General features: G+C 33.2%; 23 protein-coding genes and 1 tRNA gene. 9 read left to right on the forward strand and 15 right to left on the reverse strand.

Going from position 1 to position 24097, the window contains the following annotated elements; translation table 11 throughout:
* Positions 1-22: 22 nt before the first annotated feature.
* From IRZ83_RS15455 to IRZ83_RS15465, 3 genes are all read right to left on the reverse strand, one after another.
* Positions 23-1957: an LTA synthase family protein gene (locus tag IRZ83_RS15455; RefSeq protein WP_194570092.1), complete on the reverse strand. Its 1935-nt coding sequence runs from the start codon at positions 1955-1957 to the stop codon at positions 23-25.
* A gap of 60 nt (positions 1958-2017) precedes the next feature.
* Entirely contained in the window at positions 2018-2245 is a 228-nt protein-coding gene (locus IRZ83_RS15460) for a hypothetical protein (RefSeq protein WP_017495128.1), read from the reverse strand.
* A 117-nt stretch (positions 2246-2362) separates the two neighbouring features.
* Positions 2363-3748, reverse strand: coding sequence for an MATE family efflux transporter (locus IRZ83_RS15465; RefSeq protein ID WP_194570094.1), 1386 nt, complete (start codon positions 3746-3748; stop codon positions 2363-2365).
* A gap of 221 nt (positions 3749-3969) precedes the next feature.
* Here IRZ83_RS15465 and IRZ83_RS15470 point away from each other — a divergent pair, with 221 nt between their 5' ends.
* Positions 3970-4506 carry an outer membrane beta-barrel protein gene (locus IRZ83_RS15470; RefSeq protein ID WP_029272683.1) on the forward strand — a complete coding sequence of 179 codons (537 nt, stop codon included), beginning with the start codon at positions 3970-3972 and terminating at the stop codon, positions 4504-4506.
* Between the two features lie 204 nt (positions 4507-4710).
* On the opposite strand, the gene IRZ83_RS15475 is transcribed toward IRZ83_RS15470, so the two are convergent.
* Positions 4711-5589 (reverse strand): PPK2 family polyphosphate kinase, encoded by an 879-nt coding sequence (locus IRZ83_RS15475; protein WP_194570096.1) that lies wholly within the window; start codon positions 5587-5589, stop codon positions 4711-4713.
* Positions 5590-5812: 223 nt separating this feature from the next.
* Between IRZ83_RS15475 and IRZ83_RS15480 the strand changes: the two genes are divergently transcribed.
* The 7 genes from IRZ83_RS15480 to IRZ83_RS15510 all read left to right on the forward strand — a co-directional run bounded on the left by IRZ83_RS15480 (position 5813) and on the right by IRZ83_RS15510 (position 12805).
* Positions 5813-6649: a DUF6929 family protein gene (locus IRZ83_RS15480; protein ID WP_194570098.1), complete on the forward strand. Its 837-nt coding sequence runs from the start codon at positions 5813-5815 to the stop codon at positions 6647-6649.
* A 293-nt stretch (positions 6650-6942) separates the two neighbouring features.
* Complete coding sequence (locus IRZ83_RS15485; RefSeq protein WP_029272680.1) at positions 6943-7443, forward strand: RNA polymerase sigma factor; 501 nt, start codon at positions 6943-6945, stop codon at positions 7441-7443.
* A gap of 2 nt (positions 7444-7445) precedes the next feature.
* On the forward strand, positions 7446-8417 hold the full coding sequence (locus tag IRZ83_RS15490; RefSeq protein WP_194570100.1) for a hypothetical protein: 972 nt from the start codon (positions 7446-7448) through the stop codon (positions 8415-8417).
* A 35-nt stretch (positions 8418-8452) separates the two neighbouring features.
* Entirely contained in the window at positions 8453-10621 is a 2169-nt protein-coding gene (locus tag IRZ83_RS15495) for a vWA domain-containing protein (protein ID WP_194570102.1), read from the forward strand.
* A gap of 89 nt (positions 10622-10710) precedes the next feature.
* A complete protein-coding gene (locus IRZ83_RS15500; protein ID WP_194570104.1) occupies positions 10711-11298 on the forward strand; it encodes an LURP-one-related/scramblase family protein in 588 nt (195 codons plus the stop codon).
* A 112-nt stretch (positions 11299-11410) separates the two neighbouring features.
* Positions 11411-12127 carry a 3-ketoacyl-ACP reductase gene (locus IRZ83_RS15505; RefSeq protein WP_194570106.1) on the forward strand — a complete coding sequence of 239 codons (717 nt, stop codon included), beginning with the start codon at positions 11411-11413 and terminating at the stop codon, positions 12125-12127.
* Between the two features lie 168 nt (positions 12128-12295).
* Positions 12296-12805: a hypothetical protein gene (locus IRZ83_RS15510; RefSeq protein WP_194570108.1), complete on the forward strand. Its 510-nt coding sequence runs from the start codon at positions 12296-12298 to the stop codon at positions 12803-12805.
* Between the two features lie 121 nt (positions 12806-12926).
* On the opposite strand, the gene mtaB is transcribed toward IRZ83_RS15510, so the two are convergent.
* Positions 12927-14261, reverse strand: coding sequence for a tRNA (N(6)-L-threonylcarbamoyladenosine(37)-C(2))-methylthiotransferase MtaB (gene mtaB / locus IRZ83_RS15515; protein WP_194570110.1), 1335 nt, complete (start codon positions 14259-14261; stop codon positions 12927-12929).
* Positions 14262-14754: 493 nt separating this feature from the next.
* Between mtaB and IRZ83_RS15520 the strand changes: the two genes are divergently transcribed.
* Entirely contained in the window at positions 14755-15273 is a 519-nt protein-coding gene (locus IRZ83_RS15520) for a hypothetical protein (RefSeq protein ID WP_029272673.1), read from the forward strand.
* Positions 15274-15373: 100 nt separating this feature from the next.
* Here the strand turns inward: IRZ83_RS15520 and IRZ83_RS15525 are convergent, their stop codons facing one another.
* The 10 genes from IRZ83_RS15525 to IRZ83_RS15570 form a co-directional block, all read right to left on the reverse strand.
* Positions 15374-15901 (reverse strand): GNAT family N-acetyltransferase, encoded by a 528-nt coding sequence (locus IRZ83_RS15525; protein ID WP_194570112.1) that lies wholly within the window; start codon positions 15899-15901, stop codon positions 15374-15376.
* Between the two features lie 6 nt (positions 15902-15907).
* Complete coding sequence (locus IRZ83_RS15530) at positions 15908-16711, reverse strand: Cof-type HAD-IIB family hydrolase (RefSeq protein WP_194570114.1); 804 nt, start codon at positions 16709-16711, stop codon at positions 15908-15910.
* 85 nt (positions 16712-16796) lie between these two features.
* Entirely contained in the window at positions 16797-17015 is a 219-nt protein-coding gene (locus IRZ83_RS15535) for a putative signal transducing protein (RefSeq protein WP_029272670.1), read from the reverse strand.
* Positions 17016-17062: 47 nt separating this feature from the next.
* Positions 17063-17728, reverse strand: coding sequence for a DEAD/DEAH box helicase (locus IRZ83_RS15540; protein WP_029272669.1), 666 nt, complete (start codon positions 17726-17728; stop codon positions 17063-17065).
* A gap of 105 nt (positions 17729-17833) precedes the next feature.
* On the reverse strand, positions 17834-18997 hold the full coding sequence (locus tag IRZ83_RS15545; protein ID WP_029272668.1) for a sigma-54-dependent transcriptional regulator: 1164 nt from the start codon (positions 18995-18997) through the stop codon (positions 17834-17836).
* Positions 18998-19203: 206 nt separating this feature from the next.
* Positions 19204-20520, reverse strand: a complete 1317-nt coding sequence (locus IRZ83_RS15550; protein ID WP_194570116.1) for an ABC transporter permease — start codon at positions 20518-20520, stop codon at positions 19204-19206.
* A 98-nt stretch (positions 20521-20618) separates the two neighbouring features.
* Positions 20619-21539, reverse strand: a complete 921-nt coding sequence (locus IRZ83_RS15555) for an ABC transporter ATP-binding protein (protein WP_029272666.1) — start codon at positions 21537-21539, stop codon at positions 20619-20621.
* 158 nt (positions 21540-21697) lie between these two features.
* Positions 21698-22807: a molecular chaperone DnaJ gene (gene dnaJ / locus IRZ83_RS15560; RefSeq protein ID WP_029272665.1), complete on the reverse strand. Its 1110-nt coding sequence runs from the start codon at positions 22805-22807 to the stop codon at positions 21698-21700.
* Positions 22808-22898: 91 nt separating this feature from the next.
* Complete coding sequence (locus IRZ83_RS15565; protein ID WP_029272664.1) at positions 22899-23477, reverse strand: nucleotide exchange factor GrpE; 579 nt, start codon at positions 23475-23477, stop codon at positions 22899-22901.
* Between the two features lie 452 nt (positions 23478-23929).
* Positions 23930-24000 (reverse strand) — tRNA-Trp (locus tag IRZ83_RS15570).
* Between the last annotated feature and the right edge of the window lie 97 nt (positions 24001-24097).

Genomic DNA, 24097 nt, shown 5'->3' on the forward strand with positions numbered 1-24097 from the left:
TGCAACTTTGAGCCTTTGAACCTTATTTTGCTCTAAGCTTATATTTATTTTCTTTATATAAATTTCCTGCTGTAATTACATGTGCCAAAGCATCTTTTGCTAATTCTTCATTTAATTTCATCGGAATTAAAGTCGTATCATTTTTAATTTCAAACTGCAGCGGTTTCAAATTGGGCTGCATAATTACAACTTGATTTTCGACTCTAAAAGCATTTATATCATTAAACTGCATAATAGATCTTCCTTGAATTTTCGGATCTAGTTTGCTTAAATTTCTTCCTACCATTGGCGTTTCAAACGAAAGTCCCAAATAACTTAATAAAGTTGGCGGAATATCAATTTGGCTGGCTAATTTACTGTAAACTTCTCCTTTTGGAACTCCAGGCCCCATAATTAATGCTGGAATATGAAATTTATTAATTGGTACTAAATTCTTTCCGTAAGTTCTGGTGTTATGATCTGCAATAACGATGAAAATCGTGTTTTTAAAATAAGCTTCTTTCTTCGCCATTTCGAAGAATTTTCCAATGGAGAAATCAGCATATTTCATGGCGTTGTTTACCGTTGCCGGCTTCTTGTCATAAGGTTTTATTCTTCCAGCCGGATATTCAAACGGTTCATGATTTGATGTTGAAAACATTAAAGAAAAGAATGGTTTATCACCTTTAGCTTTAAAATAATTATTTGCTTTCGTTACTAAATCTTCATCAGAATAGCCCCAGGTTCCTTTAAAAGCATATTTATTTCCATCAGATTCGAAATCTTCCTGATCAACAATATCCTGAAAACCATTTCCGTTGAAAAACGAAGCCATATTATCAAAATTTGCCATTCCTCCGTAAATAAAACTGGTATCATAACCTTTTTGTTTTAAGGCATCAGCAAGTGTAAAAAATCCTTGCTGTGAATTTCCAAGCCGAACTACACTTTCAGACGGCGAAGGCAAAAATCCAGTTACAACCGCTTCAATTCCGCGCACACTTCTTGTTCCTGTGCAATATAAATTAGTAAACAGCATTCCTTCTTTTGATAATTTATCAAATTCTGGCGTTAAAGGTTTTCCGCCTAAAATTCCAACATATTCTGCACCTAAGCTTTCTTGTAAAAAAATCACCAAGTTATATGGTTTTTTCATCACAGAGTCTGCTTGTTGCACATGCAGAAACGGAATTTCAGCATCTGTAAAATCATTTGGACCGGCGATCATGTATTTTTTTACACGCGCAATAGCTTCAGCTTCATCCATTTTACCATACATTTTTGTGTTTCCTTCGTTTTTAATCGAATAAGCAGCAAATGCAACCGTGTAAAATGAATTCATTCCCAAACAATTCGTCAGCTGATCTGTTGAAAAAACAGCATTACTAGCGTTAATAGGGCGTTTTGAAGTAAGACTTGATCGCGCACCAAAAAACAATAAAAAAGCTACTAATGGAAAAACCAACAATTTGAATTTATATTCAGAACTAGTGGTATAAAAGTATTTCTTGCCTTTTTTGAAGGCAAAATACAATGCAATTCCTAAGATTAGAAAAGTAACAATAATCGAAGTCAGGTAGCTTTTCAAGAGCATTCCAACCACTTCTTTTGGATAAATAAGATAATCTAAAAAAATCTTATTTGGTCTTGTGTCGTACTGTTTTATAAAATCTGGCGAAGCCAATTCTACAAAAAGAATCAGAAATAGAAATAAGAAACTGTAAATTACCAGAAAGTTATTGGTAAACTTCAGCCATTTATTTGGTAAAAATGTAATTAGAACTGCTGGTAAAAAAGACAAATAACAAAGTAAAATCAAATCCATTCGAAGACCGATTGGAAAAATGTACCAGAAATTTGGCGTTTCGACAACTCTATCTTTAAAAATAAAGAATAAAATTATTCGACTTAGCGTCGTAATAAGCAATCCGATTGCTATAAAATTAAAAATAGGTTTTAAAAAACTTAATTTTTTCATTAGAAAATTTAAATATCTTTTTGATTTAAATGCATCATAAAGACACACAGCTGTGCATCTTTACTCTTCGTAACGGTTTATTTCCCTGTCATAAAATTCATTTGCAAGAACAATTAAGCCTTCCATTTCAGCATTTAATTCAGCTTCATCAAGATCTTCCGCTTCTTCCATAAACTCAACCTCATCATCTTTTAAGTTGATGATAAATCTTGGATAGTCAAGGTGAATGATGAAAATATCATCTGGAAAATCAGTATTATCTCCAAGTAAAAATTTAGGTAATTCCATTTTATTTATTTTTTGTTTTATTTATTTAAAATGATACAGATTACAAGAACTAAAAGATTTTAAAATCTGTGTAAGTCGAGTTAATCTGTGGTTTTCAATTTTTTTAATCTTCCAAATTTAGCTATTTGAAACTGAATTATGGATTAATTTTTTTGTCAGGTAATGAAAACGAATGTATAAAAAGACAGCTGCTGAAGTTAAGCCTGCCAAAAGTCCAATCCAGACTCCTCCCGCCTTCCAATCTGTATATTCTCCTAAATAATAGGAAATTGGAAAACCAATAACCCAATACGCTACAAAGGTAATATACATTGGAATCTTGACATCCTGCAAACCGCGCAAACCGCCTAAAACTACTACTTGAATTCCGTCAGAAATCTGGAAAATAGCAGCAATTAATAATAATTTTGAAGCTATGCTTATTACTTCTGTGTTATCTAAAAGCTGTCCTCCGTTTTCCATATTCAAAAAGATATACGGCAAGAATTCATGAAAAGCGACAAACAAAATAGCAAAAACAGTTTCTATAATAATAGCGAGCAAAAAAATCGAACGCGCCACAACCACTAATTTTTTAAAATCCTGCAATCCTCTTTGATTACTCACTCTAATCATAGAAGTAACACTTAATCCCATGGCAAACATAAATGTCATCGAAGCGAGACTCAAAGCAATTTGATTCGCTGCCTGACTCGTTTTCCCAATATTCCCGCAAAGCCAGATCGAAGCCGTAAATAATACTACTTCAAAAAGCATTTGCATCGCCGAGGGAAACCCGATGCTTATTATTTTTTTAATTGTTTCTTTTTTAATTTCTTCAAAGCTGAAATTTTTGAAGAAACGTTTTAAATCATTCCTTCTTGACAGCATAATATGCATGAACATTACCAAGAAGATTCTCGAAATTACAGTTCCAAGTGCCGCGCCGATGATACCCATTTTGGGAAAAATCCATATACCGTAAATTAGTACATAATTAATACCAACATGCAGGACATTTGCCATAACCATTGCGTACATCGAATATTTTGTCATCGACATTCCGTCTGCAAATTGTTTATATCCCTGATACATTATAAGTGGAATCAACGAAAAAGCAACCCATCCTAAATATGGTTTTGCAAGTGCAATAACATCTGCTGGCTGATGCAGCAATTCCATAATTGGCTTTGCTAAAATAATAACGCCAAAAAGTACCAATCCTAAAATGGTACACAAAAACAAGCCATGATGAAAAGCAGAACGAATTTTGGTGTCGTTTTTTTCGGCATCGCCTTCTGCAACTATTGGCGTAATAGCTGTAGAAAAACCAATTCCTAAAGACATGGCTATAAAAATCATACTATTTCCTAAAGAAACAGCTGCAAGTTCTGTGCTTCCTAATTTCCCTACCATAATATTATCGACTATCCCTATTAAGGTATGGCCGACCATTCCTAAAATTATGGGGTATGCTAATCTTAAGTTATAAGAGAACTCCTTTGTATATTGGTTAAAACTCACGCTTCTTCTTTTTTAGTCGGCAAAGATAATCAGAAGCGTCGAATTCTATCCTATTATTAAAAATATAAGCCAATTTTAAGAATAACTCTATAGAAATTCAAAATTGCTGCCTCAAATTCCAAATTTCAAAATTATATAACAATTTCAAAAAATTATATAACGACACCAAAACACCTCAATATTACTTTTACATTATTAATAATTCAAAAAAAATTGTCATTATGAAATCGAGAAATCTAAAATTTATCTGCCTAGCTGCTATAGCTTTATTATCTGCCAACACAACTTTTGCTCAAGACACACAATTAGAAAGCGAAGTTAAAAATTACGATCAAGGTTTCAGATTAGGGTTTGGTTTAAACGGAGGTTTGCCAACCGACAATGCTTACGATTGGTCTCTTGGTGGAGATGTTCGTTTACAATACGATTTGACTAAAAGAGCTTCACTTACATTAACAACTGGTTTTACCAATTTGTTTATGGGAAAAGATGAAAATGGAGTCGATGCAAAAGACCTTGGATTTATTCCTGCAAAAGCTGGTTTCAAAGCTTTCGTTTGGGAAGACCAATTTTATGTATTAGGTGAAGTAGGTGCTGGTTTTGCCGTTACAAACGGATACGATCAAACTACTTTTTTATGGGCGCCAGGAATTGGATACGCTAACAAATACATTGATATTAGTGTTCGTTATGAGGACTACAACAAATTCAAAACCAACCAAGTTGCTCTACGTTTAGCATATGGTTTTGATTTATAAAATACAGGTTTAATTTATTTTTTTGTTTTTGGTATGAACACCCGGCAGATCGCATAGTCTGCCGGGTTTTCGTTTTTATGACAAATTTAAAATAGAGAATTTAAGATAAAAAAAAACTAACAGTCTCGAAGATTCGAGACCGTTAGTTTTTTTAAATGCAGCAAAAAATTATCTAATTTTCTAATTGACCCATTATCTAATATCCTATTTCTCTCCCAACTCCTTTTTATACATTTCAAAATTGGCTTTTATTTCATCATCTAATTCTGGTTCTTTGATGTCTGTGTATTTTTGCATTTCTTCCCAAATAATTTTAGCAACTATATAACGGGCCATTTCTTTATCATCTGCAGGAATAACGTACCACGGCGCATGATCGGTCGAAGTTTTGTTTATTGCTTCTTCATAATATTCTTGGTATTCATCCCAATGTTCGCGTTCTTTTAAATCGCCGGGCGAAAATTTCCAATTGTGTTTACCTTCTTCCAAACGACGCAATAAACGTTGACGTTGCTCTTCTTTGCTTAAATGCAAAAAGAATTTCATTACAATTGTTCCGTTTTCTGCAATATGACTTTCAAAATTATTGATTTGCTCAATTCTTCTTTTCCAAAATTTAGGCGTAATATCTTCAACCGAATTTATTCCAGGTAAGTTCTCCGCCAAAATAAATTCCGGATGCACCCGAGTAACCAGCACATTCTCGTAATGCGTACGATTAAAAATGGCAAACTTTCCTTTTTCAGGAAGTGCAATATAATGTCGCCATAAATAATCGTGCTCTAATTCACTAGAATTTGGTGTTTTAAAACTATACACTTCTACTCCACGCGGATTAAATTCTTTAAAAACTTCTCTAATTAAACTGTCCTTCCCAGAAGTATCCATTCCTTGAAGACAAATTAAAACCGAATATCTATTGTGCGCATACATTACGTCTTGCAAATCGCTCAATTTTGCCTGAACTTTATCGAGTTTTGCTTCCTTTTCTTCATCATCGGCTTTTACTTTCAGCAAAGTCGGAATCTTGGATAATTTTATTTTATCTGTAACTTTAAAATCTTTTGGATCTATTGACTTCATATTTTCTGAATTTATATATCATAAATATACTAATTTTACGAAGCATATTCCTGCTATTAATCGCAATACTTTTTTAATAAATTGTTTTTTTTAAGCCATAACAAGAGCTTCCTCCGATCACTTTGTTCTGTCAAGAAAAAATATAATTCTTTCTTAAAGTATTTCTCCCGAAAGTTTGGGACTATCAGGGCTAGGTATTTATTTTCAAAAAATAAAACATTTCATGGAAAAATTCACATTAGAAATATTATTTCAAATCATCGGAATCGGTTCTGCATCAGGATTATTTTATAATAATGATGCCCTTTACATTATTGGCGACAATAGCGGATTCTTATACGAATATAATATGCAGAATCAGCAATTAAGTCATCATCCATTAATTGATAATCCTTCGCAAAATATTCCAAAAAATATAAAACCCGATTTCGAATCGATTACACATCATAATGATACACTTTATGTTTTTGGTTCCGGCTCGACCGAAAACCGAAATAAAATGATTGAGTTTGATCTCAAAACTAAAACCATTTTACAAAAAAATAATCTTGTCGATTTATATGCCGTAATGCAAAATTTCGGATCTATAAAACCAGAAGATTTTAATCTGGAAGGTGCTATTTTCGATGGAGAAAACTGGTATTTATTCAATCGAGGAAATGGCATTTCAAATAAAAACACGATTTTTACCATTCACTCAAAAAGTCTGGGAGAAGAATTTGCATTGGTTGCTACCAATTATAAACTGCCAAAAATAAAAGGCGTTCGTTCTAGTTTTACCGATGCCATTTTAGTCGACGACAAAATTTATTTTCTTTCTACTGCAGAAGACACAAAATCAACTTATGACGACGGCGAAATTCTAGGAAGTTTTATTGGCCGAATCGATCTTAAAACCATGAAAATAGATTTCACGCAAAAAATAACGGCAACCAATAAATTCGAAGGTTTGACTTTCTACAAAAAAGAAAATAACAAAATTGAGTTTTTGCTTTGCGAAGATAATGACACGGAATTGTTGGAAACTAAGATTTTTAAATTGAGTTTGCCAGCTAAGTAGATTTCTTTATCTGTGAAGCTTCGCGTAACCTTTGTGAATCTCTGTGTAAAAATTATTTCACAGAGATTTACAAAGAATTCTCAGAGATTCGTAAAGATTAATTATAACCAAAATTAAACGTATTTGTTTCATTTACAGATATGACATATAGTTCCAAAAAATAAATTTTAAAAAATAAACGCCATTTCTAAACTTTTTTTCACCGCCTTCCCAACCTTTTTATCTTTTTATCTCTCTATATAAGAAAGACAACAATTGTGATAAACGAAACTCAAATTTCTAACTGCAAAAAAATGAACCGTGAGGCACAGCGTCAGGTTTATGAGCATATGGCTCCAAAATTGTATCGCGTTTGCAAACGGTACCTGAAAAAGGAAGAAGAAATTGAAGAAGCCATGGCTGACGCTTTCTATACTATTTTCACAAAACTGGATCAGTTGAAAGAAGCTAAGGCTTTTGAGGCTTGGGCGCGCAAAATAACCGTCAACCACTGTTTGGCGACCATCAAGAAGAATACCAATTTCAACATGTATCTTGATGATGTCAAATTGCTTTCTCAGCCTTTTACAGAAGAAATTAATTCGTTAGAAGAAGAAGATTTACTCAATTTACTAAACCATATTCCAGACGGCTGCAAAACTGTTTTTAACCTTTTTGTTATAGAAGGTTACGGACATAAAGAAATAGCCAGCATGCTTAACATTTCTGAAGGAACATCAAAATCACAATTGAACGCTTCTAAAACCAAGCTGAAGGAATTAGTAAATAAATTGTATTATCAAAAAGCAAAATAGTCATGGACAATCAAGATAAAATATTCGATAAATTTAAAGAAGCCGCGCAAAACTCGGAACAAAAAGATTTTCCAGGAATGGAAAAAGTCTGGTCGCGTGTTGAAGATAAACTCGACAAAAAAGAAGCAAAAAACAAGATTTCATTATGGAAAAAAGTCGCCATTGCAGCATCTCTTTTGTTATTAATTTCTTTGGGTTCTCAGTTTTTAAAATCAAATAAAACAACGGTAATTCCAGCGGCAGAAGTTGTAGTAAATGAAAAAGAAAAAGAAGCAATTAAAAATCCTTCCTCAGAAAAAGATAATGCTCTTGTTTCAACTGATTCACCAATACTTCCGAAAGCTGAAGCAGAAAAAGTTTTAGACAAACAAATTAAAGAACAGCAAAAAGTTGCCATAAGCGAAGTGCAAGGCAGTTTTTCTGAATCAACAGGAAAAAATGGAGTAAATGCTGTAATCGTTGCTGATGAAATTGCCGCTCCAGTTTCTGTGCAATCAGGATATGTCGATAATGAAGAGCAACAAACAACACTTTCGAAAGCAAAAGAGGCAAAAAGTTTTGGTTATTCAAGACCAATTCAAAGAGAATCAGCGAAAGCTGCCTATTCTGAAGCGCCTCAAATGGCTAAAAAAAGTGCTCCGCTTATTGTTGTTGACGGAAACGCTTTAACACACAGCAATGACGAAAAGCGAGAAAGAATGCTGGAGAAAGAACTTCCGAATCTTAAACCTGAAAATGTAGATTCGCTTATTGTGCTAGATTCTCCTTTATATATTATTGACGGCATTTATTATTCTGAAAATGATTTGTTTGGTCCAAATCCAACAAGTCCATACGCACCTTTAAACAAACAAGAAATTAAAACCATTATGGTTCTTCAAGACTTAGAAGCCACATCAAAATATGGCGAAAAAGGCAAAAAAGGAGTCGTTATTATTACTACCCGAAAAGGGAAACCAGCTTCGCAAAACTAGCTGAAAAACAAACTTTAATTTAAAAACTTACTATCATGAAAAACGTAAAACTTATTTCATTAGCCCTTTCTATGCTTATATGTTTCGTAGTAAAAGCACAGGAAAAAACAATTACAGGAATCGTTTCAGACGAAAGCCAACTGCCGCTTCCGGGCGTAAATGTGATTAATATGAACACAAAAAAAAGTGCTGTAACCAATTTTGACGGATACTACAGCATTCAGGCTCAAAAAGGAGATCTTTTGGTTTTTGAATATATTGGCTATAATTCTCAAAGACAAAAAGTACAAAATTCAACTACGATTAATATAAAATTGCTGCCTGCAAACCAATCGTTGCAAGAAGTCGTAGTTGTTGGTTACGGTTCTAGCAATGCCGAATATGAAGACAATAGTTCTGGATATATTTCTAGAAGAAAAGAAAAAAAAGCTGCTAAAGCAATTCAAGGAAAAGTTGCAGGAATTCAAGTTCAAAACAATGTTCAGTATGTTGCAAGTCCAAGTCAAAGTGTTGCAATCCGAGGAGTTGAGTCTATTTCATCAAAAAACGAGCCTTTATATATTATTGATGGAGTTCCGGTTAAAGCCAAACAATTCGCCAATATTAATCCCAATGATGTTCAAGATGTAAAAGTCTTAAAAGATGCTGATGCTACTTCTCTTTACGGAAATAAAGCAGCAAACGGAGTTGTAATTATTGATACCAAAAACGGAATATACAAAAACCTTACGGAGAAAGAACTCGATGCCAAATTGAAAAACATAAATATTGCGCCTCCAGCTGTACCCAATCAGGAAGATTACGACAATTTTGTAGAAAATGCTTTTGAAAGTCCAAAAACAGGACCGCTTTCAACTTTTTCTATTGATGTTGACAATGCTTCGTATACCAATGTAAGACGTTTTATCAACAACGGACAAGCAGTTCCAAAAGATGCTGTTCGTGTGGAAGAAATGGTGAATTTCTTTAAATACAATTATCCACAGCCAAAAGATCAGAATCCGTTTTCTATCAATACAGAATTGAGCGATTCGCCTTGGAATACTAAAAACCAAATTTTAAAAATTGGTTTGCAGGGAAAAAATATCGAAACAGAAAATTTGCCGGCTTCTAATCTGGTTTTCTTAATCGACGTTTCAGGTTCAATGAGTGATATTAATAAATTGCCATTGCTAAAACAATCGATGAAAATTTTGGTAAACGAATTAAGAGAAAAAGACAAAGTAGCAATTGTAGTTTACGCAGGCGCAGCAGGATTGGTTTTGCCTCCAACTTCTGGAGGAGAGAAAAAAACAATAAACGATGCTTTAGAAAATTTGAATGCTGGAGGAAGTACCGCTGGAGGAGCTGGAATTGAATTGGCGTATAAAATTGGATCTGAAAACTTCATTAAGGATGGAAACAACAGAGTAATTCTGGCAACTGACGGCGATTTTAATGTGGGAAGCACTTCTAATTCTGATATGGAAACATTAATTGAACAAAAAAGAAAAACTGGTGTTTTCTTAACTTGTCTGGGTTATGGAATGGGCAATTACAAAGACAGCAAAATGGAAACTTTAGCAGATAAAGGAAACGGAAATTATGCCTATATCGATAACATTCAGGAAGCCAACCGTTTTTTAGGAAAAGAATTTAAAGGTTCGATGTTTGCGATTGCAAAAGATGTGAAAATCCAGATTGAATTCAACCCAAAACAAGTTCAGGCGTATCGTTTGATTGGATACGAAAACAGAAAACTTCGTCCGGAAGATTTTAAAAATGATGCTATTGACGCCGGAGAATTAGGAAGCAATCATACGGTTACTGCTTTATATGAAATTATTCCTGCTGGAGTTTCGAGCAATTATTTAAACCAACAGCCTGACGATTTAAAATATACTAAAGTACAGGAAACAGGAAATAATTACAATAATGAACTTGCAACCATAAAATTCCGTTACAAAAAACCAGATGGTGACAAAAGTATCGAAATGACAAAAGTAATTGAAGACAAGGTAGTTGCGACAGAAAAAACATCAGACGATTTTAAATTCAGTACTGCCGTTGCGTGGTTCGGATTAAAATTGAGAGATTCAAAACTGATTTCAAATAAGTCATCCGATGATATTCTGAAATTAGCAAAACAAGGAATAGCGAGTGATCCCGAAGGTTACAAAGCAGAATTTATTCGCTTAGTTGAGGGTGCAAAATACGATTATTAACCAAGATTTCTTTACATTTGGACTCCTATTGAAATTCATTCATTAGGAGTCCTTTTAATTTATTTACAAATCAATTCAAACCAAATTTCATGAACCCAATTTTAAATCAGAATATATTTCTTGTAAAAGAACACATTGGAATGTTTAAAGCCGCTAATAATTATGACATTTATAATCCTGAAAGCAATGAGATTATAATGAACTGCAGAGAAAACAATCTTGGCTTTTTTACCAAAATGCTTCGTTTTACAGATTATAAAAGAGCAACACCTTTTGATATTGAAATTACAACTGCTTCTGGAGAGAAACTAATTTCTGTAAAACGTGGCGTTGCAATTTTCCGTTCTACAGTTGAAGTTTTTGATGAAAATGATCATTTGGTAGGAACCTTCAAACAAAAGTTCTTTTCTATTGGAGGCAAGTTTGATATTTTAGATAAAAATGAAAAACCTGCCGCAACACTTCAAGGAAAATGGACAGGATGGGATTTTAAATTTTCGCATGAAAATAAACAGCTTGCGCAAGTAAGCAAAAAATGGGCAGGAATGGGCAGAGAGTTTTTTACCAGCGCAGATAATTATGTACTGAAAATTGAAGAAACTGTACCGCAGGACAGTCCGCTTAGACAATTAATTTTGGCCGCTGTTATGTGTATCGATATGGTTTTGAAAGAATAAATAAGTTGTTAAACTTAGATTAAGAAAACAGCTAAAAGCATCATTTTAGGAAGCAAAAACAGTATTTTTGTGTAACTAAAATGATGCTTTCTGCATTTCTAAAAACACAATCATGTCAGAATTAAAAAATAAAAATGCACTAATTACGGGAGCCGGAAAAGGAATAGGAAAAGCAATTGCAATTGCATTAGCCAAAGAAGGCGTAAACGTAATTTTAGTTGCAAGAACCCAAGCCGATGTAGAGCAAGTAGCGGCTGAAACTAATAAATTGGGAGTAAAATCTTTAGCTTTATCTGCTGACGTTTCGGATATCAACTCTATAAATAGCGCTGTTGAAAAAGCTTTAGCCGAATTTAAGACGATTGACATTTTAATCAATAATGCGGGGATTGGTGCTTTTGGAAAATTTCTAGAATTGGAACCAAGCGAATGGGAGAGAATTATTCAAGTTAATTTAATGGGAACGTATTATACTACGCGCGCCGTTATTCCAAACATGATCGAAAGACAAACTGGTGACATTATCAATATTTCTTCAACAGCCGGATTAAACGGAAATGCCGTTACCAGTGCTTACAGCGCATCTAAATTTGCTGTTTTAGGCTTAACAGATTCTCTGATGCAGGAAATGAGAAAACACAATATTCGTGTTACAGCTTTAACACCCAGCACTGTTGCAACTGATTTGGCAATCGATTTAAAATTAACCGATGGAAATCCGGAGAAAGTGATGCAGTCTGAAGACGTAGCCGAATTGATTATTGCACAGCTTAAATTAAACCGCAGAGTTTTTATAAAGAACAGCAGTATTTGGTCTACAAATCCTTAAAGAATAAATCTCAATCTTTAAATTCCAAATTCCAATTGAAATTTCCTAAACTTTGAAAATTTTAAACTTTGACAAAGTTCTAACAAATCCTAAAATCAAATTTAAATTTCAACCAGCATTGGAATTTAAAATTTTTTGGTTTTGGAATTTCTAAAAAAAACTAAAATAATGGAACAATATTTAAGACAATTAATTGCCATAGAATTCACTGATAAAAAAGAAATTTTTACAGGATTCCTTATTGATTATTCTGATGACTGGATTTTACTTAGAAATAATCCTGTTGATTATATTTTGGATGGTTTTGTGATTCTGAGAAATAAAAATATAGAAGCAGTTCACAGAGATCAAGATTTGGCATTTACTGAAAAAGTAATTCGATTAAAAGGATTAAAAACAAATGCCGAAGATATTATCCCGATTCGAGATCTAGCATCTATCGTAAATTTCTTAACGAATAAATATGGTATTTTTCAGATTGCGAAAAAATCTGCAAAATCTGCTTATTTAGGGAAATTGCTTGAATTGACTGATGAAGAATTGACAATCGATTTTTTAGATACAAAAGGTCAGTTTGGAGGAGAATTAAGTTTTAATCCAGAAAAAATAAGGGTGATTGAATTTGATACGGATTATATTAATTCTTTGAAATTGGTGATTCCTGAAGATGATAAATAATTTTTAATAAAGTAAAAAGCCCTTTTATCAAGGGCTTTTTTATTTTTTCATTTCGACCAAACTCAGCCAATTAATGTTGCTTATTGTTAGTTTTCTTTTCCAAAAAGAAAAACTATATGATTTAAGCTTCTGCTAATTTGTTTATAAACTCCAGACGAACACTTCCGTCTTCATCAATTTTAGTCAAATTAATTTCTTGTAAAGTATTTATCAATTCTGGATTCCACGGTGTTTTTACTTTTACGTAATTTTCAGTAAAACCATGAATATAACCTTCTTTATTTTCACTTTCGAATAAAACGGTTCTGTTCGTTCCTAATTGACTTTCATAGAAAGCACGACGTTTCTTTACAGACAAACCGCGCAACATTTTGCTTCGTTTTGCTCTCACATTTGCGGGAACCACACCAGGCATATTTGCAGCTTCTGTATTATCTCTTTCAGAATAAGTAAATACGTGCAAGTATGAAATATCCATTTCATTCAAGAAGTGATAGGTTTCTAAAAAGTGCTCATCTGTTTCACCAGGAAAACCAACAATTACATCAACTCCTATGCAAGCGTGCGGCATAACTTCGCGAATTTTGTTTACGCGTTCTGTATATACTTCGCGCAAATAACGGCGCTTCATTAATTTTAAAATATCATTGCTTCCGGATTGCAGCGGAATATGAAAATGCGGCACAAAAGTGCGGCTTTTAGAAACGAACTCAATAGTTTCGTTTTTTAATAAATTTGGCTCGATAGATGAAATTCGCAAACGCTCGATTCCTTCAACCTCATCTAAAGCTTGAACCAGTTCTAAAAATGTATGTTCGTGTTTTTTATTTCCGAATTCTCCTTTTCCGTAATCGCCAATATTTACTCCGGTTAAAACAATCTCTTTGATGTTTTGAGCTGAAATTTCTTTTGCATTCTGCAATACATTTTCTAGAGCATCACTTCTTGAAATTCCTCTTGCTAGCGGAATTGTACAATAGGTACATTTATAATCACAGCCGTCCTGAACTTTCAAAAAAGCACGAGTACGATCTCCAATAGAATAACTTCCTACGTAAAAATCGGCTTCGGCAATTTCGCATGAATGAACTTCACCCATATCATTTTTGCTCAAATCATGAATATAATCGGTAATTTTAAATTTTTCGGTAGCTCCTAAAACCAAATCAACACCATCAACAGCCGCTAATTCTTCTGGCTTTAGCTGCGCGTAACAACCAACTGCTGCGACAAAAGCCTTATCATTAAGTTTCATTGCCTTTTTTACAACTTGCTTAAACTGCTTATCAGCATTCTCTGTAACAGAACAAGTATTGATGACATAAATGTCTGCAACTTCCTCAAAATCGACACGGTCAAAACCTTCATCATTAAAGTTTCGAGCGATTGTAGAAGTCTCTGAAAAATTCAGTTTGCAACCAAGCGTATAAAAAGCAACTTTTTTTCTATTTTCCATAGGAATAAACTACGTTTTAAGTAGTAAGATATTATATTTACATCTCTTTTAAAGAGTTTGCAAATTTACGTACAATATTCTTTAAAATAAAATCAATAATATACTATATATCAACATTTTGCATTAAACATATATTTCAAAAGATTAATTAAAACAATATTTTAAACAAAACAGCATTATTAATATAAATTGAGGATCAAAAAAGAAAGATGAAATTCAATAAGAATAAAATGACAAAATAATCGATTAAAAGCAAATAATATCGATTAAATACATTTTTTTAAGGATTAAATTCAAATTTTCTTACATTTACTTTTGTTTAGTAAAGTTTTTAGAAGTACATTCACTCTTCCAAAAATTGTAAATTATTTTAATAACAATTTACACATAACAATTTTGTTTTTTAATCGTTATGTTGTTGCTTTGTTGTTATAAAAAATGGGCAGGCCGAAAACCAGAAAGAGTAGGCAAAAATTATAAATTAAAACTCTATATGAAAGCATTTTTACCCACGATCTGCTTGATGTTCTTAACCGTTTTCAGTTCGCAAGCGCAAACTAGTGCTCCGGCTACGAATCCATTTCCATCGATTAGTACTTTGACAAATTGGGCGAGCTTAAATTCTCAATCTCAATTTGATATTGCTATTCGTGCTGTTGGGTTTAAGTTTGAAGTAAAAGAGCCAGGCGAAGGTTCAACTGCCTATACTTATATTCGCAAAGTAACTGTAAATGAAGTAAATTATACTGATAGAATTGTTTATAGAATTACTAGTAATAATTCTGCAAGTATTATTTCATTAGTAACTGCTTCTACTGATTTGGTAAGTTTATACACACCTCAATTAGCAACTTTTAAAAATAACAACTGCAAAACTGAAATGTCTAAAGACAAAAACACTACTTGCAGCTGTTACGAAAGTGCTAATTTCGCAATCGATCTTTGTGACGAACGTGTAAAGCTGACAATGGGTGACGGAAATAAATATTTTGTTTCTGTAGCTAAAAAATAATATAAATACTTTAAATAGTATTACTACGAGCTGTTTTCCAAATCTTTGCAAACTTATCTACTAAGTTTATTAAGATTTGGGACGCATTTCTTAGGGAGAATTATGCGTTTGGGTTTTTCATTTCATACCATACTTCTAATTCTTCGTCATATTCAAAAGAATTTACAAAATGTAATCCCAGCTTTTCTAAAATTCTTCTTGAATTCTCATTTCCTGCATCTGCGTAAGCGTAAATCGCATCTACTTTCATTTCATTAAAAGCATAATCAACAAAAGCTTTTCCAGCTTCTGTAGCATATCCTTTTCCCCAATGTTTTTCAATAAAACGATATCCTATTTCGTAGAAATTTTGGTGATTGTTTATTTTATCTGTGCTAAATTTGATTCCAGACCAGCCTAAAAATTCGTTCGTTTCTTTTAGAATTACAGCCCAACGGCCCATCCCAAATTTTTTATACTGCTTTTGAATATTCTCAATTTGAAGAATACTTTCTTCAATATGTTTTATAGGTTTGTTGCCAACAAATAAATGGACATTTGGGTTAGAATCCAATTCGAACATTCCATCAGCATCAGATAGAAGTATTTCTCTTAAAATAAGACGCTCGGTTTCGATTGGATTTTTCATCGATAATTAATTAAGAATATAGCGTTGTACAACTTCTGCAACGCCATCATCATTATTAGAAGCTACGATTAAATCTGCCTTGTCTCGTAATTCAGGTGTTACGTTGTCAACCCAAACTCCTAAACCAGCATATTCGATCATTGTTAAATCGTTTCCTGCGTTTCCTACAGCGATAATTTCACTTTGATGAATTCCTAATCGATCTGCTAATTGCTTTAAACTCGCCGCTTTATCGATTCCGTTTTGCGCAGCTTCCAGAAAGAAAGGTTTAGACATTGCAATACTCAAGTGGGGCATTGCCAATTTTAAATCTTTTTCGACTTCTTTTAAATAAGAAGGCTCAGCCAATAAAATACATTTTATAGCTGGTTTCGTAACTGCTGCCTTAAAATCGGAAACTTTATTATGCGGTAATCCTGTAATTTCTTTTTCGATTTCAATATATTCAGAATCAGTTTCGCTTACAATTTCTCCATCAATATAAGTGATAATATGCGTATTCATTTTTACGCTATAATCATATAATTCATGAATTTGTTCTGTAGTTAAGCATTGCTCAAATAAAATTAAATCATCTTTGACAGTACTGATCACAGCACCGTTAAACGAAATGATATACGAATCGTTTAAGTCTAATTCTAATTCTTTAGCAAAGGCTGTCATTGCAGATGTTGGCCGGCCAGAAGCCAAAACTACATAAACACCTTTAGCCTGAGCTTCAAGAAGTACTTTTTTATTTAAATCTGAAATTTTATGATCGTCTGTCAACAAGGTATCATCCATGTCGAGCACTAACATTTTATATTGCATTCTCTTTTATAATTTTCAGTCTCAGTCATAGTTTTCAGTCCATTACTAAAAACTGTGACTGATAACTGCGACTATTTTACTATCATTAAATACTCATTCTAAACTCTTCAATAACGGGATTTGCTTTTGCAAAATCTGTTTCTTGAATGAATACTTCTACAGCTAAATCTGTTTGTCCAAAACCACCCAAACGAGCCGATTGAATATTATCTTTTTTAGTAGTTTCAACTCCTGCTTCTTCCAATCTTTGTTTCAAAGCAATTGCTAAAACTTCACTTCCTGAAAATACCTTCATTAATCCCATGACATTATATTTATATATACTTATTATTATTCTTCCCCTTCAATTTATTATTCTTCCTCTTCAATTCCGTCTTCTTCTTCATCCAATTCCTCTTCTCCTTCTTCATCCATATCAAATATATAAGGCTCTAATAACATTTTATCTGCCAAAATTTCGATACGTTCTGTCAATGTTTCAGCAAAAATAATACGCTGTGTTTTTGTAATACTGTTTGAAATACGCATGATTTTAGTTTCATGGCGCAATTTTAAGATCGGATCTGCATCGTCTAAAATGAACATTTTTAAACGGTTTACATTGTAACCGGCTGTTGTAAACATATCACTCAATTTATTTGGCGTTCCGATTAAAACATCAACTCCGGTTGAAATGTAGTTTTTATCATAATCCATATCGCCTTTGTCATGAACGCCATAAACTTCTAGATTAGAAAATTTGCCGTACTTCTCAAAAAGTTCGACCATTTCTAAAACTTTAGCTTTGTCTTCAACAAAAATCAATGCGCGAGGCGACTCTTCTGTATGTCCAGACAATTGCTGAATCACATTTACTACGATCGTTGTCGATTTTCCGCTTCCTGCTGGAGAAAGAATAATACAATCTGCACCACTTTTAATTGTCGAAAAAGTTTCCATCTGCAATACATTTGCTTCCGTCAAACCGTTTTCAATTAATGCATCTTGTAATTTTTCGTTTATTTTTTTTAATTTCATTTTTTTAATGCTTTATGCTGTAGGCCGTAAGCCGTAAGCAAAAATTATTTTTAATTTTATTAGCCTAAAGCCTAAAAGCTTAAAGCCTATTTCGTGAAGCATTGTCTACTTGCTTGCGAACATTTTAACATCGGTTTCAGAAATCTCTGTTCCTCCCAAAATAATTAATCTTTCGACTACATTTCTAAGTTCACGAATATTTCCTGTCCAATCGTATTCCTGCAATAATTTTATGGCTGGCTGTGAAAATACTTTGACAACATTTCCTTGTTCAGAAGCAATTTTTTCTGCAAAGTGCCTTATCAAAGCTGGAATATCATCTCGTCTTTCATTCAATGGCGGTACTTTGATTAAAATTACAGCCAAACGATGGTATAAATCTTCACGGAAACGACCTTCGGCAATTTCTGTTTTTAAATCTTTGTTGGTTGCAGCGACAACACGAACATCAACTTTAATATCTTTTTCTGCTCCAACTCTGGTAATCATGCTTTCTTGCAATGCACGCAGAACTTTAGCTTGGGCCGAAAGACTCATATCTCCAATTTCATCTAAGAAAATAGTTCCTTTGTCAGCCGCTTCAAACTTTCCGGCACGATCTTTAACCGCCGATGTAAAAGCGCCCTTTACATGACCAAACAATTCACTTTCGATCAATTCACTCGGAATCGCCGCACAGTTTACTTCAATTAAAGGAAAATTAGCACGCTCGCTTTTTTCATGCAATTGATGCGCAACTAATTCTTTTCCGGTTCCGTTTGGACCAGTAATTAAAACTCTTGCTTCTGTTTGAGCAACCTTATCAATCATCACTTTAATATGATTAATTGCGTCGCTATCGCCTACCATTTCGTAATTTTTACTGACTTTTTTCTTCAGAATTTTATTTTCAACTACAAGTTGTTTTTTATCTAAAGCATTACGAACTGTATTCAATAAACGATTTAAATCTGGCGGTTTCGAAATGTAATCAAAAGCACCTAATCGCATCGTATGAATCGCCGTTTCCATATCGCCATGACCTGAAATCATAACCATCGGAATTTCAGGTTTTATTTTTTTTACTTCTTCTAAAACCTCAACACCGTCCATTTTTGGCATTTTGATATCGCACAAAACCAAATCGTAATCGTTGTTTTTTATCTTCTCAAGTCCCGCAACACCATCTTCCGCTTCATCAACCTGATATGCATCATTTTCTTCTGATAAAATCTTTACCAAAACTCTTCTGATCGATGCTTCGTCTTCTATAATTAGGATTTTACTCATTCTTTTTTTTAAGGTTCAAAGTTGCAAAGGTTCAGAGGTACAAAATTTTAATCTTTGTCGCTATTAATTCCTTTCAACCTTTTATTAGTTATATCTTTTTTTCAAGCCTAGTATAATTCTTAAAGTTGTTTATTTATAAGTTACAAAAACTCAAATTCAAAAAAACCTTTGAACCTTTGCCTCTATGAATCTTCAACTTTAAAGAGTTAATATTTCAGCCATCTATACAATTCTTTCCATGTTGGTTTTTTGCCGTACATTAAAATACCTACGCGGTAAATTTTTGCCGCGAACCAAACGACTAGGAAAAAGGTAGAAAACAATAATGATACCGAAATCGCAATTTGCCACCACGGCACTCCAAACGGAATTCGCATTAGCATTACAATTGGCGAGGTGAGCGGAATCATCGAAAATACAACAGCAACAGTTCCGTGCGGATCATTTACTACTGTAAAAAAACCAATATAAACACTTAGAATTAAAGGCATAATAATTGGCAAAAGAAATTGCTGTGAATCAGTCTGGTTGTCAACAGCAGCTCCAATTGCAGCATAAAATGAACTGTACAAAAAGTAACCGCCTACAAAATAAACTACAAAACCAATTATAATACTAGCGATTGGCAAATTCCATAATTCACTGATATACATTTGTGCTTTTCCTGCAACTTCATGTTGTGCTGTTTGCATTAATTCTGGCGGAATTTTAGCTGTCGGCCCTACATTTACTCCAAAAAATGCCGAAGCGGCAAACATTAATCCCAAACCAATTATCGCCCAGATCATAAATTGTAATAAGCCCGCAAGTGAAGTTCCTACGATCTTACCAATCATTAATTGAAATGGTTTTACAGATGAAATAATAATTTCTATAATTCTGTTTGTCTTTTCTTCGATAACACTTCGCATTACCATATTTCCGTAAATGATAATAAACATCATAATGAGATAACCAAACGCGCCGCCAATTCCGATTTTTATTTCATTTAAACCTTTTAAACTTTCTTCTCCAGAAGCTTTTGACAAATGAATATTAACATTAGCCTGCGCTTTTTGAATCGCCAACGTATCTAGCTTTGCTTGTTCAAGATTTAATTTTGTGATTTTCTCAGCAATAACGTACTGTGTTTTTTCTACAAAAGAAATACTTGGACTATTATTCGAAACAAACTCGATTTTATTTTCTAAATCTTTTAAATTTTCTGTTTTTGGAATAACAATCAAGCCATTAAAATCTTCTTTGACAATGCTGTCTTTTAAGGCCTTTATATCAATTTCAGACAGATTTAAATATTTAAATTCGCCGTCTTTTTTATTCTGTTTTACAAAATCATCTGCAAACAAACCGGTTTCATCGTGAATTGCAATTCGTTTGGTTTCGGCTTTCATCGAACTCAAATATCCAATAAATCCGGCAATTGCCACAAACAAAAGCGGACTCAAAAAAGTCATAACAACAAAAGATTTATTGCGAACTTTTGCTATGAATTCTCTTTTTATAATTAATGAAATTATACTCATTTTTTAGATTAGTTAGATTGTTAGATTTCTTAGATTGTTAGATTTTTTTGATTCCAAGACTTAGTCTGAAAATCTAAGAAGTCTAACGATCTCAAGATCTATTCCGTTACAGTTTGAATAAAAATATCGTTTACACTCGGGATTTTTTCTACGAAATGTGTTACTTGACCTCTTTGTGTTAAAAGATGAAGCAATTCGTTTGGCGTAGCATTTCCTATCTGAATATCCAATTTCAAATCATCATTTAAGGATTTAAAATTCGCTGGCGACACAGTGAATTTTTGAGTGATGTCATACATCAGGCCTTCAACATTACTTGTCAAGATTCCAACTTCAAAACTATTGGTTTTGAATTGACGTTTTACATCGCTCACTTTCCCTTCGATTAATTTATTCGATTTATGAATCAAAGCAATATGATCGCAAAGTTCTTCAACACTTTCCATTCTGTGCGTCGAAAAAATAATTGTTGCGCCTTGTTCTTTCAATGCCAAAATTTCATCTTTAATCACATTTGCATTAACTGGGTCAAAACCAGAAAAAGGCTCATCAAAAATCAGCAATTTAGGTTTATGCAATACACAAACTACAAACTGAATTTTTTGCGCCATTCCTTTAGAAAGTTCTTGAATTTTCTTGTTCCACCAGCCTTGAATTCCCAAACGGTCAAACCAGTATTCCAACTGCACTTTTGCTTCCGCTTTAGAAAGCCCTTTCATTTGTGCCAAATAAAGACATTGTTCACCTACTTTCATAGAGGTATACAAACCTCTTTCTTCAGGAAGATAACCAATGGTCTGCACATGCTTTGGCTGTAATCTTTCTCCATCTAAAATTACTTCACCGCTATCGGGCAATGTAATCTGATTTATAATTCGGATAAGGGAAGTTTTTCCAGCTCCATTAGGACCTAATAGTCCATAAATACTGCCTTTTGGCACATTCAATGAAACTTCGTTAAGCGCTACATAATCACCGTATTGTTTTACGACTTTATGTACTTCGAGTAAGTTGCTCATGCGATTTTTTAGATTTTCTGCGTCAGTATTGCCTTAATGGCCTTGCGTGTGTAAAAGTAAATAATTCATAGCGAATCTTGGTATAATTACACAAAAAACCCATTCTAAATTTGCATTAGAATGGGTTTTAATTTATTTTGACATTTTAAAAAAAAGTTTTATGAAAACATATCTTTTACTTTCTCAAAAAATGATTTTTCTGATTTTTCAGGGTTTGGAATAAAATGTTCGTCGTTTAAAGCATTTTCAAAAAATTGTTTTTGCTCTTTATTCAACGTTTTTGGTGTCCAAACATTTACATGAACTAGCAAATCTCCGCTTCCATAACCGTTAATACTTGGAATTCCTTTTCCTTTTAATCTTAAGATTTTTCCAGATTGAATTCCTTCTTCAAGTTTAATACGAACTTTTCCGTTGATTGCTTCAATATCTTTAGAAACTCCTAAAACTGCTTCTGGGAAACTGATGTATAAATCAAAGTGAATATTTTCGCCTTCACGTTTCAAGAATTCGTGTTCTAATTCTTCAATAGCTACAATCAAATCACCTGGAACGCTGTTTCCTGGAGCATCGTTTCCTTTGTTCGAAACTTTCAGCTGCATACCGTCAACAACACCCGCTGGAATTTTGATAGAAACTGTTTCGTCTTCTAAAACCATTCCTTGAGCATCTGCTTCAGAAGGTCTTTTATCTAAAATCTGACCAGAACCACCACAAGTAGGACAAGTAGATGCAGATTGCATTCTTCCTAAAATCGTGTTAGTTACACGCATTACCTGACCTTGACCGTTACAAGTCGAACAAGTTTTATAGGTAACACCTTTAGCCTGAACTTTACGTTTAACTTTTACTTTTTTCTCAACACCATTTGCAATTTCTTCTAAAGTCAATTTTACTTTAATTCGAAGATTGCTTCCTTTAGCGCGACGTGGACCGCCTCCGCCTCCACCGAAACCGCCAAATCCTCCACCAAAAATATCACCAAACTGGCTGAAAATGTCATCCATATTCATACCTCCATGACCTCCGCCAAATCCGCCAGAACCATCAAATGCTTGATGACCGTATTGATCGTATTTTGCTTTTTTGTTAGGATCGCTTAAAACTTCGTAAGCCTCAGCAGCAAGTTTGAAGTTTTCTTCTGCCTCTTTGTCGCCTGGATTTTTATCCGGGTGATATTTCAAAGCACTTTTTCTGTAAGCTTTTTTAATTTCGGCAGCGTCAGCATTTTTTGAAATGCCTAGTATTTCGTAAAAATCTTTTTTCATAATTTAGGTTAAATTCCAATCCCTATAGTAACGGGATAAATTCCAAAATCCAATTCTTAAAAAATTGATATTCAGAATCTAATTTTAGTTTTTAGTTTCCGATAACCACTTTAGGGAAACGAATAATTTTGTCTCCTAATTTGTATCCTTTTTCAATAACATCAACAATTTTCCCTTTTAATTTATCAGACGGTGCTGGAATTTGGGTAATTGCCTCAGCAAAATCAGCATTAAAAGCATCACCTGCTCTTACTTCAACTTGCTCTAAACCTTTAGAAACCAAAGTGCTTTTCAATTTTTCGTGAATCAACTCAACTCCTTTTTTCAAATTTTCATCCTCAGATTTGTTGATTTCTACAGCGGCTCTATCAAAATCATCCAAAACAGGAAGCATTGCTAACAAAACTTCTTGATTTGCAGTTTTAAATAAATCCATTCGCTCTTTTGAAGTTCTTTTTTTGTAATTTTCAAATTCGGCAAATAATCTCAAAAACTTATCTTTTTCTTTTGCCAAGTCTTGAGCTAATTGCTCTTCAACACTTAATTCTTCAACAATTAACTGCTCACCGTTGGCATTGTTCTCTAACGTTACATCATCTAATTCCTGATCGAACTCTGTATTTTCCGTAGTCATATTACTTTTATTTTTAAAAATATTCTTAAACTTCATTTTTTATTCTTTCTGTTGGATTGCAAAAGTACTGCCAAATTTTATAAAATGTCAAATTGTCACTTTATTAAAACTGAGCCTTTTAAAAAGCCAAATTTACCTAAAAAAATTTAGTATAATTTTAAGACTATTACGTTTTAGTTTGTAGTATATTTGGATTCCAATTGGAAACTATATTATTACCTATCAAAATTGAATTTAAGGGTTAGCCTCGGCTTTATAAATAATTATTAATTCAAGTTTACCTTATATTAAAAAAAGCTTCGTCTGAAATAGGCGAAGCTTTTTTTTATGCTTTTTCAAAAATTTTACCGCAAAGAACGCTAAGTTATTTTACTCTTAAGCTTTTATGAAAAAAATTCGCAAAGCTTATATTTATTTAGCTTTGCGAACTTTATGCTTTTTAAAAGAATTCTTATAAAATCTTTGCGTTCTTTATGGTAAAAAAGTTGCACGGGCGGAGGGATTCGAACCCCCATCAACGGTTTTGGAGACCGCTATTCTACCCTTGAACTACGCCCGTAACTTAAGGTCGGCAAATTAAAAGTTTTTTTTCTTTTCCAGCAACTATTTCAAGCAGAGATTTAAAAAGAAAACTCTTTAAATCCGCGCGATACAAA

The organism is Flavobacterium sp. JLP (genome assembly GCF_015350755.1).
Classification (GTDB): Bacteria; Bacteroidota; Bacteroidia; order Flavobacteriales; family Flavobacteriaceae; genus Flavobacterium.